This is a genomic window from Micromonospora sp. MH99 (assembly GCF_021442385.1).
Classification (GTDB): Bacteria; Actinomycetota; Actinomycetes; order Mycobacteriales; family Micromonosporaceae; genus Micromonospora.
The window spans coordinates 18,100-31,282 of the sequence record NZ_MUZA01000036.1 but is presented as its reverse complement, the minus strand read 5'-3'; the positions used below and the strand labels follow the sequence as shown (position 1 = coordinate 31,282).

Annotated in this window: 13 protein-coding genes and 1 pseudogene; 9 read left to right on the top strand and 5 right to left on the bottom strand. The window is 71.2% G+C overall.

The window, feature by feature from the left end:
* Window positions 1–41 precede the first annotated feature (41 nt).
* Window positions 42–1,583, top strand: coding sequence for an MFS transporter (locus tag B0E54_RS19245; protein ID WP_234586620.1), 1,542 nt, complete (start codon window positions 42–44; stop codon window positions 1,581–1,583).
* Between the two features lie 35 nt (window positions 1,584–1,618).
* On the opposite strand, the pseudogene B0E54_RS19240 reads toward B0E54_RS19245, so the two are convergent.
* A pseudogene (locus B0E54_RS19240) lies at window positions 1,619–2,486 on the bottom strand (oxidoreductase).
* A 137-nt stretch (window positions 2,487–2,623) separates the two neighbouring features.
* Between B0E54_RS19240 and B0E54_RS19235 the strand changes: the two are divergent.
* From B0E54_RS19235 to B0E54_RS19210, 6 genes are all read left to right on the top strand, one after another.
* The gene (locus tag B0E54_RS19235) at window positions 2,624–3,505 is read left to right on the top strand and encodes a helix-turn-helix domain-containing protein (RefSeq protein WP_234586618.1); all 882 of its coding nucleotides are present in this window, start codon (window positions 2,624–2,626) and stop codon (window positions 3,503–3,505) included.
* A gap of 235 nt (window positions 3,506–3,740) precedes the next feature.
* Window positions 3,741–4,607 (top strand): aldo/keto reductase family oxidoreductase, encoded by an 867-nt coding sequence (locus B0E54_RS19230; protein ID WP_234586616.1) that lies wholly within the window; start codon window positions 3,741–3,743, stop codon window positions 4,605–4,607.
* A 112-nt stretch (window positions 4,608–4,719) separates the two neighbouring features.
* Window positions 4,720–5,154, top strand: a complete 435-nt coding sequence (locus B0E54_RS19225; protein ID WP_234586613.1) for a helix-turn-helix domain-containing protein — start codon at window positions 4,720–4,722, stop codon at window positions 5,152–5,154.
* A 118-nt stretch (window positions 5,155–5,272) separates the two neighbouring features.
* Complete coding sequence (locus B0E54_RS19220) at window positions 5,273–5,815, top strand: TetR/AcrR family transcriptional regulator (protein WP_234586611.1); 543 nt, start codon at window positions 5,273–5,275, stop codon at window positions 5,813–5,815.
* A 95-nt stretch (window positions 5,816–5,910) separates the two neighbouring features.
* Window positions 5,911–6,942 carry a medium chain dehydrogenase/reductase family protein gene (locus B0E54_RS19215; RefSeq protein WP_234586607.1) on the top strand — a complete coding sequence of 344 codons (1,032 nt, stop codon included), beginning with the start codon at window positions 5,911–5,913 and terminating at the stop codon, window positions 6,940–6,942.
* 284 nt (window positions 6,943–7,226) lie between these two features.
* Window positions 7,227–7,400: a hypothetical protein gene (locus tag B0E54_RS19210; protein ID WP_234586605.1), complete on the top strand. Its 174-nt coding sequence runs from the start codon at window positions 7,227–7,229 to the stop codon at window positions 7,398–7,400.
* Between the two features lie 65 nt (window positions 7,401–7,465).
* On the opposite strand, the gene B0E54_RS19205 is transcribed toward B0E54_RS19210, so the two are convergent.
* On the bottom strand, window positions 7,466–8,263 hold the full coding sequence (locus B0E54_RS19205) for an RNA polymerase sigma factor SigF (protein WP_234586602.1): 798 nt from the start codon (window positions 8,261–8,263) through the stop codon (window positions 7,466–7,468).
* A gap of 284 nt (window positions 8,264–8,547) precedes the next feature.
* On the opposite strand from B0E54_RS19205, the gene B0E54_RS19200 reads away from it, so the two are divergent.
* Complete coding sequence (locus B0E54_RS19200) at window positions 8,548–9,762, top strand: PP2C family protein-serine/threonine phosphatase (protein WP_234586600.1); 1,215 nt, start codon at window positions 8,548–8,550, stop codon at window positions 9,760–9,762.
* 68 nt (window positions 9,763–9,830) lie between these two features.
* Window positions 9,831–10,898 (top strand): DUF2855 family protein, encoded by a 1,068-nt coding sequence (locus B0E54_RS19195; protein ID WP_234586598.1) that lies wholly within the window; start codon window positions 9,831–9,833, stop codon window positions 10,896–10,898.
* A gap of 8 nt (window positions 10,899–10,906) precedes the next feature.
* Here B0E54_RS19195 and B0E54_RS19190 read toward each other — a convergent pair whose 3' ends face one another.
* The 3 genes from B0E54_RS19190 to sigK all read right to left on the bottom strand — a co-directional run bounded on the left by B0E54_RS19190 (window position 10,907) and on the right by sigK (window position 13,144).
* The gene (locus B0E54_RS19190) at window positions 10,907–11,707 is read right to left on the bottom strand and encodes an SDR family NAD(P)-dependent oxidoreductase (protein WP_234586596.1); all 801 of its coding nucleotides are present in this window, start codon (window positions 11,705–11,707) and stop codon (window positions 10,907–10,909) included.
* Window positions 11,708–11,807: 100 nt separating this feature from the next.
* Complete coding sequence (locus B0E54_RS19185; protein ID WP_234586594.1) at window positions 11,808–12,536, bottom strand: anti-sigma factor domain-containing protein; 729 nt, start codon at window positions 12,534–12,536, stop codon at window positions 11,808–11,810.
* The gene (sigK, locus tag B0E54_RS19180; RefSeq protein WP_234586592.1) at window positions 12,533–13,144 is read right to left on the bottom strand and encodes an ECF RNA polymerase sigma factor SigK; all 612 of its coding nucleotides are present in this window, start codon (window positions 13,142–13,144) and stop codon (window positions 12,533–12,535) included. Before sigK ends, B0E54_RS19185 begins: the two co-directional genes overlap by 4 nt.
* Between the last annotated feature and the right edge of the window lie 39 nt (window positions 13,145–13,183).

Here is a 13,183-nt window from a genome sequence, read left to right as displayed (position 1 = left end):
TGCATAAGCAAGTCAGCAGGACTCCAACCCGAGGACACCTTGTGACCACCAGCAGCACGGTCCCGACCGGGCCGGCCGTCACCACCCGTACGTCCGTCCGCGGCTCCCGGCCGGTGACCCTGATCGCCATGTGCCTGGGCGCGATGATCACCTTCCTGCAGATCACCGCGACGGTCTCCGCCCTGACCACCATCCAGGCCGACCTCCGGGTCGATCCGACCACCGTGATCTGGATCCCCAGCGCCTACACCCTGGTCGTGGCGAGCCTGGTGATGTCCGCCGCCCCGCTCGGCAACCGGTACGGACGCAGGCGCATGTTCGGCGCCGGAGTCGTCGCGATGATCGCCGGCGGTGCCGTGGTGGCCAGCGCCCCGACCGTGGCCTGGGTGATCGCCGGTCAGTTGGTAGCGGGCCTCGGCGGTGCCCTGATCCTGCCGAACAGCCTGGCGATCCTCGGTGCCACCTTCACCGACCCGCACCGCCGCACCGAGGTCATCACCGCCTGGTCGGCGGCCTCCGGCATCGGGCTGGCGATCGGCCCGCTCATCGCCGGTACGCTGCTGCGCCAGCACTCCTGGCACAGCGTCTACCTGTCGGTGATCGTGCTGGGCGTGGTCACCCTCGTCGTCGCCGCGATCGGGGTGGCCGAGTCCCGGCCCAGCGCCGGACGGCTCGACCTGCCCGGTCTGCTGCTCGGCACCGTCGCCATCGCCGCCGCCGTCTACGCCATGATCCAGGGCGGGCGCGACGGCTACACCAGCGGTGTCGTGGCGACCGCGTGGGTCGTCTCGGCCGTCGCGCTTGTCACGTTCGTGCTGGTCGAACTGCGCACCAGCACACCGATGCTGGACGTACGCCTGTTCCGCTCGCCGTCGTTCAGCGCCGTCATGGTCGTCGCCGCGGTGTCGCTGTTCGGGTTCACCGGCGTGGCGATCCTGCTCGTCCTCTTCCACGAGCGTGCCCAGTCGCTCAGCCCGCTGGACACCGGCTGGCGCATGCTGGTGCTCTTCGGCGCGTACGTGCTCGTGGCCTTCGGCGCCGGTCGGGCCATCCGGCGCACCGGGTTCAAGGCGCCACTCACAGTCGGTCTGGTGCTCGGCGCGGTGGCCAGCTTCGGGCTCGCGACGCAGGGGCCGACGACGGCGTTCGGGCACCGCTGGGCGTTGTTCGCGTTGTTCGGCGCCGCGAGCGGGCTGGTGGTGGCCCCCGCGACGGCGGCGGCGCTGGCCAGCGTGGCGCCCGCCCAGGCCGGCATGGCCTCCGGCGCGGTCAACGCCTCCCGTCAGGTCGGCTCGGTGCTGGGCTCGTCCCTGCTGGGCACGTTGCTCACCACCACGATGGTGGCCGACCTGCCCGACCGCCTCGCCGCCCACCAGGTCGGCGAGCCCGCCCGCAGCGCCGTGCAGGCGGCGGTGGCCTCCGGCGCGACAGGCGACCAGCCGCTGCCCGAACCGGTCCGGTCGGCGCTCGCCGAGGCGATGACCTCCGGGGTCCAGGCCGGTCTGCGGGTCAGCGGCATCGTCTTCCTGATCACGGCCGTGCTCGCGCTCACCCTCATCCGTAACCGCCCCCACCAGCACTAGCGAGGCCCGGGGCCGGCGAGCGTCCGACTCCGTAATCAGGCGCCGATCGTGTTCAGATCCTCGATCGCGTCGGCCGGCAGCGTCAGGTCGGCCGCGGCGAGGTTCTCCCGCAGGTGTTCCAGCGTCGACGTGCCCGGGATCAGCGCCATGGTGGGGGAGCGTTGCAGCAGCCAGGCCAGGGCGACCTGCTGTGGCGAGGAGCCCACCCGGGCGGCCACGGCGTTGAGCGTGTCGGACTGCAACGGGGTGAACCCGCCGAGCGGGAAGAACGCGGCGAACGCGATGTTCTCCGCCGCGCAGCGGTCGACGAGCGCGTCGTCCTGCCGATTGGCGAGGTTGTAGAGGTTCTGCACCGTGACCACCGGTGCGATGGCCTGGGCCTCGGTGAGCTGGTCGAGCGTGACGTTGCTGAGCCCGAGATGCCGGATCAGTCCCTGCTGCCGCAGCTCCGCGAGGGCGCCGAACTGCTCGGAGAGGGGATCGTCGCCGGTGCCCTCCGCCACGCCGACCCGCAGGTTGACCACGTCGAGGACCTCCAGGCCGAGGTGCCGGAGGTTGTCGTGGACCTGGGCCTTCAGCTCGTCCGGCTGGAGCGCCGGGAGCCAGGAGGCGTCGTCGCCGCGGCGCGCGCCGACCTTGGTGACCAGGTGCAGATCCTCGGGGTACGGGTGCAGCGCCTCGCGGATCAGCTCGTTCACCACCTTGGGGCCGTAGAAGTCGCTGGTGTCGATGTGGCGCACGCCCCCGGTCGACCGCCTCGCGGAGCACCGCGAGCGCCTGCGCACGATCGCGCGGGGGGCCGAAGACGTGCGGGCCGGCGAGCTGCATCGCGCCGTAGCCCATCCGGCTCAGGGTGAGGCCGTCGGCGGGGGTCAGGGCGCCGCCAGGAAGGTTGTCGCTCATGTCGTTCCTCTATCCATCGTCGTCGCGAATATGCGCACCACGACTGTCCGTCGGTCTCCGCCCGGCCGGTAGGGCGAGGTGTTCCTGGTAGTGACACAGCCAGTCACCCGGTCGCCGGGCGATCTACCGTCGATGGCATGGACGCCACCAACCAGCTCGGCGAGTTCCTGCGTGCCCGCCGGGAGCGGATCCGACCCGAGGACGTGGGCCTCGGCCCGGGAGTCGGGCTGCGCCGGGTGCCCGGGCTGCGGCGTGAGGAGGTGGCGATGCTGGCCGGCATCAGCGCGGACTACTACCTGCGGTTGGAGCAGGGGCGTGAGCGGCATCCCTCGGTGCAGGTCCTCGACGCGCTCGCCGGGGTGCTGCGGCTGGACCCGGAGGCCACCGCGTACATGATCGGGTTGACCCGGCCGCGGTCGCGCCGGGCGGTCCGGCCGGCCGTCGAGCGGGTGCCGGCCAGTGTCCTGCACCTGGTGCGGGAGCTCCCGATGCCGGCCTTCGTGCAGAACCGCTATCTGGACATCCTGGCGTCGAACCGGATGGCGCGGGCGCTGTCGCCGAATCTCGCCCCGGGCGCCAACCGGCTTCGCGCGGTGTTCCTGGACGCGGCTGAGCGGGAGTTGTTCCGCGACTGGCGGCAGGCGATGCAGAGCGTCGTGGGGCAGCTGCGCGCCGACTCGGCCGCGGACGCCGACGACCCGCGACTGACGGCGCTGGTGGGGGAGTTGTCGCTCAAGAGCGACTGTTTCCGCCAGTTGTGGGCCCGGCACGAGGTGCGGCGGCGCGAGGGTGTGGTGAGCCGGCTGCACCACCCCGAGGTGGGCGATCTCGACCTGTACTGCGACAAGCTCGCGGTTGCCGGCGCCGAGGGGCAACTCCTGGTGATCTACCACGCCGAGCCCGGCACGGAGTCGGCACGTTCGTTGGCGCTGCTCGGCTCGGTTGCGGCAAGCACGCCTGACGACGGCGTGGACAGCCTGCGGCCCGGCGATCCGGCACGCCTGTACCCCGGCCCCTGAGGAACAGCGAACGGCCGCCAGGGTGTACACGCGGGATGGCGGCGCCCTTTGCGCGTTCCGCGGTGTCGTGGCCCCGCGATGACAGGCCCCGGAACTCGACGCGACCAGGCTGTCGGCAGGTTACTTACGCACTTCAAGGTGCCTACTTCCCAGCGGAGAGCTACCGAGCCACGATAGAGAAACACCCGGCCAGGGAGCCGATTCACCTGGCCTTTTTACGAGAACGAGGTACGACATGTCGACTGCTTCCCTCCCCGGTGGTACGTGGAAGCTGGGAGACTCGACGGTGACCCGATTCGGTTACGGCGCCATGCAGCTGGCCGGCCCCTGGGTCATGGGACCTCCCGCGGACCATGACGGCGCTGTGGCCGTACTCCGCGAGGTGGTCGAGCGCGGTATCAACCACATCGACACCAGCGGCGCCTACGGGCCGCGAGTGACAAACGAGCTGATCCGGGAGGCGTTGCACCCCTACCCGGAAGGGCTGTTCATCGCCACCAAGGTCGGAGCTACCCGCGACGCTCAGGGTGGCTGGCCCGTCGCCCGGCAGCCCGAAGACCTCCGTAAGCAGGTCCACGAGGACCTCGAAGTCCTCGGTGTCGAGACGCTCGACCTGGTGAACATGCGTATGGGCAACGCCGAAGGCCCCCAGCCCGGATCGCTGGCCGACGCGTTCGGCACGCTCGTCGAACTGCAGCGGGAAGGCCTGATCCGCCACTTGGGCGTCAGCAACGTCACCGCCGAGCAGGTCGCCGAGGCGCAGGCCATCGCGCCGATCGTGGGCGTGCAGAACATGTACAACCTCGCTCACCGCCACGACGACGAGCTCATCGACCGGCTCGCGGCCGAGAACATCGCATACGTGCCGTTCTTCCCGCTGGGCGGCTTCTCGCCGCTGCAGTCCGAGGCGCTCTCGGCGGTGGCGGAGCGGTTGCGGAGCACGCCCATGTCCGTCGCGCTCGCCTGGCTGCTGCAGAGATCGCCCAACATCCTGCTGATCGCGGGCACCTCGAAGGTCGCCCACCTGCGGGACAACGTCGCGGGCGCCGGCCTCTCCCTGTCCGCCGCGGACCTCGCCGAACTGGATCGGATCAACCGATGAGGAAGAGCGTCTCCGGCTGACCGCGGGACCCGCTCCATCAAGGGGCAACTTCCCGATGGGAAGCTAGGACTACAAGGGGATGTGACGCACCCTGCGGTCCGAGGAGGGCGTGATGGCAGCACCGACGACGGCGGCCCAGCAACGAACCCAGAACAGGGACAACTACAACGCCTTCCTGGCCGCCTGCCCGAGCCACAAGATGCTGGAACGCATCTCCGGCAAATGGGTCACGCTGATCCTCTCCGCACTCGGCAGCGGCCCCGACTGCACCGGTGAGCCCAGACCGATGCGCTACTCGGAGCTGTCTCGCATCCTGGCCGGCGTCAGCCAGAAAATGCTCACCCAGACCCTGCGCTCCCTCGAACGCGATGGTCTCGTCAGCCGCACCGTGACACCAACAGTGCCCGTCACGGTCTCCTACGAGCTGACCGAGCTGGGCCTCTCCCTGCACCACATGATGCGTGGCCTCAAGGTGTGGGCGGAAGCACACATGGACGACGTCGACACCAGTCGCGCGGCATATGACCACGCCACTGCCGTGAACTGAACAGGGACGCACGGGGGGCAGCCGAGCACCGAGCCCCACAAGGGCGTTGCCGCGAGACGCGGCCACGCTCGGCCCAGCGGGGTTGACGAGCAATGTTTGTGAGTGCACACTTACAAACATGCGATCCACCGCCGAGGCCCGCCGGGCCACAGTCCTGAACGCCGCCGTTTCGGCGTTCGCGCGCACCGGCTTCCACGCCACCCCGGTCACCGCCGTGGCAGCCGCCGCCGGCATCTCCGAGGCGTACGTCTTCCGGCTCTTCGCCGGAAAGCTCGGGTTGTTCGTGGCCGCCGCCGGGGCGTGCTTCGAGCGGATCGTCGTGGCGCTGGAGGCCGGGGCGGAGCGTGCCGGAGACGTCGGCCCGGAGGGGGTCCTGGAGGCGATGGGCGACGCCTACGCCGAGCTGATCGCCGACCGTGATCTCCTGCTGTTCCAGGTGCAGGCGCAGGCCGTCACCGACGTCCCGGAGGTCGCCGAGGCGGTGCGCGCCGGCTACCGGCGGGTCGCCACCTTCGTGGCGAGTCGGTCCGGCGCCAGCGACGTGCAGGTCCAGCAGTTCTTCGCGTACGGCCAGCTCTGCCACCTGATCGTGACCGCCGGATTGGAGCAGGTGCCCGAGCCGTGGGCCCGTGCGCTGACCGCAGGCATCCGTCACCCCTGATCCCGACGTCCGCACCACCGGGCCGCTTCCGGGCGGCCCACTTTTTCGATCCGACATGTGTGTGAGTGCACACTTACGAACAAGAGGAGAGTGCAATGACAACCGACAGGATGATCACCGAAGTGGTCCTGCCCGGCGTGGTGGAGCCGGACGGGCTCCAGGTCAACCGACGCCCGATGCCCGTTCCCGCCGCAGATCAGGCGCTCGTCGAGGTCGAGGCCACCGGCATCTCGTACGCCGAACAGAGCATGCTCCGCGACCTCTACCCCGGCCAGCCGGCCTTTCCGTTCGTGCCCGGCTACGACCTCGTCGGCACCGTCCGGGCGGTGGGACCGGGAGGCGACGGCTCGCTGGTCGGCACCCGGGTCGCGGCGGTCACCAAGACCGGCGCCTGGACCACGCACGCCGTGGTGGGCGTCGACGACCTCACCCCGGTGCCGCCGGGTCTGGACCCGGCCGCGGCCGAGACAGTAGTCGTCAACGGGGTGACCGCCTGGCAGATGCTGCACGGCGCGCGCCTGCGGGCTGGGCAGACGATCCTGGTGCACGGCGCGAACGGCGGCGTCGGAACCGTGCTCGTCCAACTCGGACGCCACCTCGGGCTGCGGGTCATCGGCACCGCAGCTCCGCGACACCACGCGGCGCTGCGCGAACTCGGCGTCGAACCGCTGGACTACCGAGACCCCGACTTGGCCGCGCGGGTGCGCGCGCTGTCCCCCGGAGGCGTCGACGCCGTCTTCGACCCGGTCGCCGGCCCGGGCGTACGCACCTCGTACCGGCTGCTCGCCCCCGGCGGCACGCTTGTCGTCTACGGCACCGCCTCGGCCACGGGCTCCGCGCGCTCGATCGTCTGGGTCTTCGTGAAGCTGCTGGCCCGGCTCTACACCTGGAACGCCCTGCCGAACGGTCACCGGGTCCGGTTCTACAACTTCTGGGCCGGCCGTCGCACCCGGGCCGCGGCGTTCCGGCGTCGACTGAGTACCGACCTCGGCATCGTGCTCGACCTCCTCCGTCAGGGCGTGATCGTGCCGCAGATCGCCGCCCGCTACCCGCTCACCGAGGTCTCCGCCGCGCTGGTCTTCGCCGAGGCCCGCAGCCGGCCGGGCAAGGTCGTGCTGGAGCCCTGACCGGGCAGCGTGCCAGGGGTCCTGGGTGCCGTGCGCGTGCAGCCGCACTGGCCAGGGCGTACGCTGGGCATGTCGCCCGGGGCCCCCGGTGGCCGCCGGATGTCGCCGCCACCAGCCCGTCCGGGCATTACCGAACGTCCCGAGCCGTTGCTGCGGCGTGCTGGTCGTTGTCGCCAGCCACGTCCCCGCCGGTCGGATTCCACCGCACAGCGTCAGGCATCCCACCCGCGCTTTCGCACCGCCGTCCACCAGCAATTCGGACGGCTCAACCAGGGGAGCACCAGATGAGGATCGCCAAGCACCGAATCGTCAGCGCGCTACGCGACCGGGGCCAGCAGGCCAGAGCCGACTGGGTCGAGCGTGAGCTGCCGGAGCGGGTCGATCCGGCCAAGCACTCCGGGCTGCTCGCCACCCTGAATCTCGACCCCGCCGACCTCGCCGACGCGCCGGCCTCGTAGGGCTGTGCCACTCGTGCCGCCCGACCCGGGCGGCACGAGGTGGTCGGCCGCGGCGGCCGGGCGGATCAGGCGAAGTCCTCGGAGAGGTGCCCGCGCAGGGTGGCCAACGATCGGGTGATCAGCCGGGAGACGTGCATCTGGGAGACGCCGATCCGCTCGGCGATCTGGGCCTGGGTCAGGTTGCCGTGGAACCGCAGGCTGAGGATCTGGCGTTCGCGCTCGGGCAGCGTGGCGAGCGCCGGGCCGAGGGCGACGCGGAGGTCGACGAGCTCGAACTCGTGGTCCCGCTCCCCGAGGGTGTCGCCGAGCTCCATGCTCCCGTCGATGCCGGTGGGTGTGGACAGTGAGGTCGCCCGGTACGCCCGGGCTCCCTCCAGCCCTTCCAGCACGGTCTCCTCGGAGACGTCGAGGTAGCTCGCGATGTCGGCGACCGTCGGCGAGCGGCCCAGGGTGTGCGTCAGCGTGCTGTTGGCGGCGCTGATCGACAGCCGGAGTTCCTGAAGGCGGCGCGGCACCCGCACCGCCCAGGTGCGGTCCCGGAAGTATCGCTTGATCTCGCCGACGATCGTCGGGATGGCGTATCCGCTGAAGTCGACGCCCCGGGTGGCGTCGAAGTGGTCGACGGCCTTGATGAGCCCGACCATTGCGGTCTGCATCAGATCCTCATCGGGGGCGCCGCGTCCCGAGTAGCGGCGTGCCAGATGACGGGCGAGCGGCATCCATGCCTCGATGGCGCGGTCCCGCAGGGCCGGTCGGCGCGGGTCGTCGGCCGCGGTGGTGGCCAACTCGACAATCAGTTCCTCGGTGCCGGCGTTCCGTCGGCTGGCAGCGGTGCTGACCGTGGGTGCGACAGTCGTGAGCATGGGCTGGTCCTCTCCGTGTCCGCCCGTCGACCAGGACGACCGGAGAGACTCCGATGTGCTGTCGACAGGACCACGACCACGGGCCTCGCCGCCGCGTCATGTCGTTCCAGGTGTGGTGTGCACGTTACCCGAAAGTCCCAGCCATTACTAGCCGAAAGTATGAGCTTAGGCAGCTGAAGGCGCTGCGGTGAGGCGATTCGGGGAGTCCCTCGTCTCCTGCGCCCTTCGTACGTTGGCAGTTCGCCGTCGGGCTTCTACGGTGGTCAGGACACGGGAGGTGGAGCTTGGTCGACGCCGGCGATGCGTCGCGTTGGTTGCAGCTCAACGCACCTCGGGGCGGGCCGGACGAGTTGTCGCTTCTGGTCACCCGGGCCGCGCCGGCAGTCGGCGCCACCGAGATCGTGATCTATCTGGCCGACTACAACCAGTCCTGTCTCGTGCCTCTGCTGGGCGCCGGTATCGCCCGGGACGAGCTGACGATCGAGACGACCCTGGCCGGTCGGGCGTTCACCACCCTCGACGTGCAGCGTGCCGCCGACAATCCGGACCGGCTCTGGGTGCCCCTGCTGCTCGGCTGCGAGCGGCTGGGTGTGCTGGAGGTCGTGTCGCCGGCGGCCGCCGACACGGCGTTGGACGGGCCGGCCTGGGAGTTGGCGGTCAACGTCGCCCAGGTCCTGGTGAACCGTCGGCTCTACGGCGATGTCGTCGAGCGGATGCGGCGACGCCTGCCGATGCAGGTCGCCGCCGAAATCGTGTGGGGGCTGCTGCCGCCGCTCACCTTTGCGACCGACGACCTGGTGATCACCGCGATCCTCGAACCGTGCTACGACGTCGGCGGCGACATCTTCGACTACGCGTTGAACGGCGACGTGCTCAGCCTCGGGCTCTTCGACACCTGCGGGCACGGCATCAAGGCGAGCACCCTGGCCTCGCTGGTGGTCAGCGCGTACCGCAACGCCCGCCGGTCCGGCCTCGACCTCGTCGACACGGCCATCAGCATCGACCGGTGGGTGCGCTCCGAGCACCCCAGCTACTTCGCGACAGCGCTGCTCGCCGAACTGGACCGGCGTACCGGTCAGCTCCGGATCATCAACGCGGGGCACCCCGGCGCCATGCTGCTGCGCGACGGCAAGGCCATCCGGGAGCTGCCGGGGCCCACCGCGCTGCCGCTCGGTCTGGGTCACCTTTCCGAGGCAAGACCCCAGGTGTACGAGGAGGAGCTGCACCCCGGCGACCGCATCCTCGCCTACACCGACGGCATCACCGACGCGAAGAGCATCGACGGGGAGCGGTTCGGTCTGGACCGGCTCGTCGACTTCGTCAACCGTGCCCTCAACGACAGGCTGCCCAGCCCGGAGACGATGCGCCGGCTCGTGCGCGCCGTCCTCGCGTACCAGGACGAGCAGCTCGACGACGACGCCACTGCCCTGTTCCTGGAGTGGCAGCCCCCGCACCTGCCGTTGGGGCACCTGCGGCACGTCACCGCGCCCCAGCCCTGACCGTCGAGTGGGATTTTGCACTCCCAGTGCACTTGTCTTTAGAATTCGAGGCTGTCTAGCGTCACACCATGGCTGACTCGTGGACCTTCGCCGTGGCCCGTGCCGACCTGCGCCACACCACCCTCGCCGACTCCGCGGAGCCCGCGCTGCCCGACGGTGCGGCGCTGCTGCGCGTCGACCGCGTCGGTCTCACCGCCAACAACGTGACCTACGCGGTGCTCGGCGACGCGATGCGCTACTGGGAGTTCTTCCCGCCCGGCCCCCGAGGGCTCGGGCCGCAGTGGGGGCTTCCGCCGCTGTGGGGCTTCGCCGACGTGGTCGCCTCGACGGTCACCGGGGTCGAGGTCGGCCAACGGGTCTACGGTTACCTGCCGCCCGCCGGCCACCTGGTGGTCCGCCCGGACCGGGTGGACGCGTCCGGCTTCCGCGACGCGAGCCCGCACCGGGCCGAACTGCCCTCGCCGTACAACGCGTACCGGTCGATCACCGGGGACCCGGTCTACCAGGCCGATCAGGAGGACCTGCTGATCCTGTTCCGGCCGCTGTTCTTCACCTCGTTCATGCTGGCCGACCAGGTCGTCGACAACGACTTCTACGGCGCGCGGTCGATAGTCCTGTCGTCGGCGTCCAGCAAGACGGCGTACGCCGCCGCGTCCGAACTGTACGGCCGTGGCCCGCGGCTGGTCGGGCTCACCTCGCCCGGCAACGTCGCCTTCACGCGGTCACTCGGCTGCTACGACGACGTCGTCGCGTACGACGACATCGACGCCCTCGACGCGGTCGCCACCGTGTACCTCGACCTGTCCGGAGCGCCCGCGACCCGGGCCGCGCTGCGCGCTCACCTCGGCGACCGGCTCGTCCGGGACATCGCGGTGGGACTCACCAACCAGACGCCCAACGCGGAAGCCGCCGGGGAGGTCTTCTTCGCGCCGGTGCAGATGCGCAAGCGCGGCCGGGACTGGGGCCGCGACGGGCTCGACAGGCGGTTCACCGAAGCCTGGCAGCGGTTCGTCCCGGCGGCGAGCGGGTGGCTCGACGTGCGGGTCGGCAACGGTCCCGAGGCCCTGCGGGACGCGTGGCTCGACGTCCTCGCCGGTCGTACGCCGCCCCGGGTCGGTCACGTCGTCCAGCTCTGAGCCGGCCGCTACGGGACGATCGCGTCCACGTAGCCGCCGTCGACCCGGACCGCCGCGCCCGTCGTCGCGGAGGCGAGCGGAGAGGCGAGGTAGGTGACCATGTTGGCGATCTCCTCGGGCTCGATGAGCCGCTGGAGCAGCGACTGCGGCCGGTGCAGCCGCATGAACTCCCGCTGCGCCTCGTCCCACGGCAGGCTGTCGCCGACGAGTTCGGCCACGAAGTCCTCCACGCCCCCGGTGTGGGTCGGCCCGGCCAGCACCGAGTTGACTGTCACGCCGGTGCCGGCGGCGGCCTTCGCGAACCCGCGCGAAACGCCGAGCAGAGCCGTCTTCGAGACGCCATAGTGGATCATCTCGGCGGGGATGGCGACCGCCGAGTCACTGGCGATGTACTGCACCCGACCCCAACCGCGTTCCATCATCCCGGGCAGGTAGGCGCGGGTCAGCCGGACGCCGGCCAGCACGTTCACCTCGAAGTAGCGACGCCACTCGTCGTCCGAGATCTCCAACGCCGGGGTGGGGCCGAAGACGCCGAGATTGTTGACCAGGATGTCGACGTCGGGCAGGAGGTCGAGGGCGCGGGCCGTGCCATCGTCGGTCGACACGTCGGCGTCCACCTCGACGACCTCGGCGCCGGGGACCTCGTCGCGCAGCGCCGTGGCCGCGCGCCCGACCGAGGCGGCGGTACGGCCGTTCACTGCCACCCGAGCCCCCGCGCGGGCGAGCCCGACCGTGATGGCGGCGCCGATGCCCTGGGTCGAGCCGGTCACCAGCGCGGTCCTGCCGGCGAGATCGATCTGAACCGTCATGTCTGTCCTGTCCGTCCGCACCACACCGAACCCTGGTCGGGGGACGGCTTCCGCAGCCTCGACCGTAGCCGCGCCGACCCGACCCGGCAGGACGAGTCGGTCAGCTCAGCGTCACGAGTCCCACGATCCGGGTCGGGGCGGAGGAACCGGCCGCGGGTTCGTTCGACACCCCGAACGTGCCGGCGGCAGCGACCGGACCGATGACCGTCGTCGACTCCCGGGCGCCGGCGGTCAGCAGGCCCACCGAGCGGGCCGGCTCGGCACCCCGGATGAGCCACAGTTGGTAGGCCCGTCCCGGACCGGGGTCGGGCAGGTCACGCAGCAGCACCACGCCTCGGTCACGGTCGCGGGACACGACAACGGTCGCGGCGCCAACTGGCGACAACGGCTCGTCGAAGACCCGGGCGTCCGGGGCGTTCAGCACCGCGGCCACCTGCCGGGCCTGGTCGCTGTCGGCCCGCTCGTCGCTGATCCGGTCACTACCCACCGACCACGTCACCGCACTCGCGCCGCCGGCCACGACGACGGCCGCGGCCGCCGCCACTGCCACCCGCCGCCACCGTCGCGCCGCCGGCCGGTCCTCGGCGCCGGCACCGGGCCGCAGTTGAGGCGTTCGGGCGGCCTGTGCCAGGGTCCGCTCCCGCAACCCGGGGGAGGGCGCCTCGAGCACGGTGTCGTCAGCGAGGCGTGCGGCCGTCTCCCGCAACTCGGCGACCTCCGACCTGCACGCCGCACACTCGGTGAGGTGCCGCTCGAACGCCGCGCCCTCCACCTCGTCGACCGCGTCGAGGGCGTACGCGCCGGCGAGGGTGTGGATGTCGCCGCTCATGCCCGCCCCTCCAGATCGATGCCCAGGCAGTCCCGCATCCGGATCAGCCCGTCCCGCATTCGCGTCTTCACCGTCGGCAACGGCGTCCCCAGCTGGTCCGCGACCTCACGGTAGGTGTGGCCGCCGTAGTAGGCCAGGGTCACCGCCTCCCGCTGCACCGGCGTCAACCGGCCCAGGCAGCGACGGACCTGCTCCCGCTCCAACCGGGCGGTGACGTGCTCGACCACCTCGTCGTACGGGACGTGGTTCTCGGCCGCGGCGACCTGCGCGGCGCGGTTGGTGCGGGCCTGCTCGGCACGCACCCGGTCCACCGAACGCCGGTGCGCCATGGTCAGGATCCACGCCGAGGCCGAGCCGCGAGCGGCGTCGAACCTGGCGGCGGTACGCCACACCTCGACCAGCACCTCCTGCGTCACCTCCTCCGCCTGCGCCGGATCCCGGAGCACCCGGCGGACCAGCCCGTGGACCCGACCCGCCACGGTGTCGTACAGGGCGGCGAACGCCGTCTCGTCGCCGCGCGCCACTCGGGACAGCAGTTCGTCGGCGTCCGGTGGGCCTGTCCCGTCAGGTACGGAACGCAGTCGTCGCGCCTTCTCCGGGTCGCTCATTCTCGGCAGCTCCTCTCGGGTGCTGATGACGGTCCGCTG

Bases quoted from the DNA above. Each gene is read 5' to 3' on its own strand.
- B0E54_RS19235 (WP_234586618.1), top strand. From the start codon at position 2,624: ATGGACGCCACCAACCAGCTCGGCGAGTTCCTGCGTGCCCGCCGGGAG.
- B0E54_RS19230 (WP_234586616.1), top strand. From the start codon at position 3,741: ATGTCGACTGCTTCCCTCCCCGGTGGTACGTGGAAGCTGGGAGACTCG.
- B0E54_RS19225 (WP_234586613.1), top strand. From the start codon at position 4,720: ATGGCAGCACCGACGACGGCGGCCCAGCAACGAACCCAGAACAGGGAC.
- B0E54_RS19220 (WP_234586611.1), top strand. From the start codon at position 5,273: ATGCGATCCACCGCCGAGGCCCGCCGGGCCACAGTCCTGAACGCCGCC.
- B0E54_RS19215 (WP_234586607.1), top strand. From the start codon at position 5,911: ATGACAACCGACAGGATGATCACCGAAGTGGTCCTGCCCGGCGTGGTG.
- B0E54_RS19210 (WP_234586605.1), top strand. From the start codon at position 7,227: ATGAGGATCGCCAAGCACCGAATCGTCAGCGCGCTACGCGACCGGGGC.
- B0E54_RS19205 (WP_234586602.1), bottom strand. From the start codon at position 8,263: ATGCTCACGACTGTCGCACCCACGGTCAGCACCGCTGCCAGCCGACGG.
- B0E54_RS19195 (WP_234586598.1), top strand. From the start codon at position 9,831: ATGGCTGACTCGTGGACCTTCGCCGTGGCCCGTGCCGACCTGCGCCAC.
- B0E54_RS19190 (WP_234586596.1), bottom strand. From the start codon at position 11,707: ATGACGGTTCAGATCGATCTCGCCGGCAGGACCGCGCTGGTGACCGGC.
- B0E54_RS19185 (WP_234586594.1), bottom strand. From the start codon at position 12,536: ATGAGCGGCGACATCCACACCCTCGCCGGCGCGTACGCCCTCGACGCG.
- sigK (WP_234586592.1), bottom strand. From the start codon at position 13,144: ATGAGCGACCCGGAGAAGGCGCGACGACTGCGTTCCGTACCTGACGGG.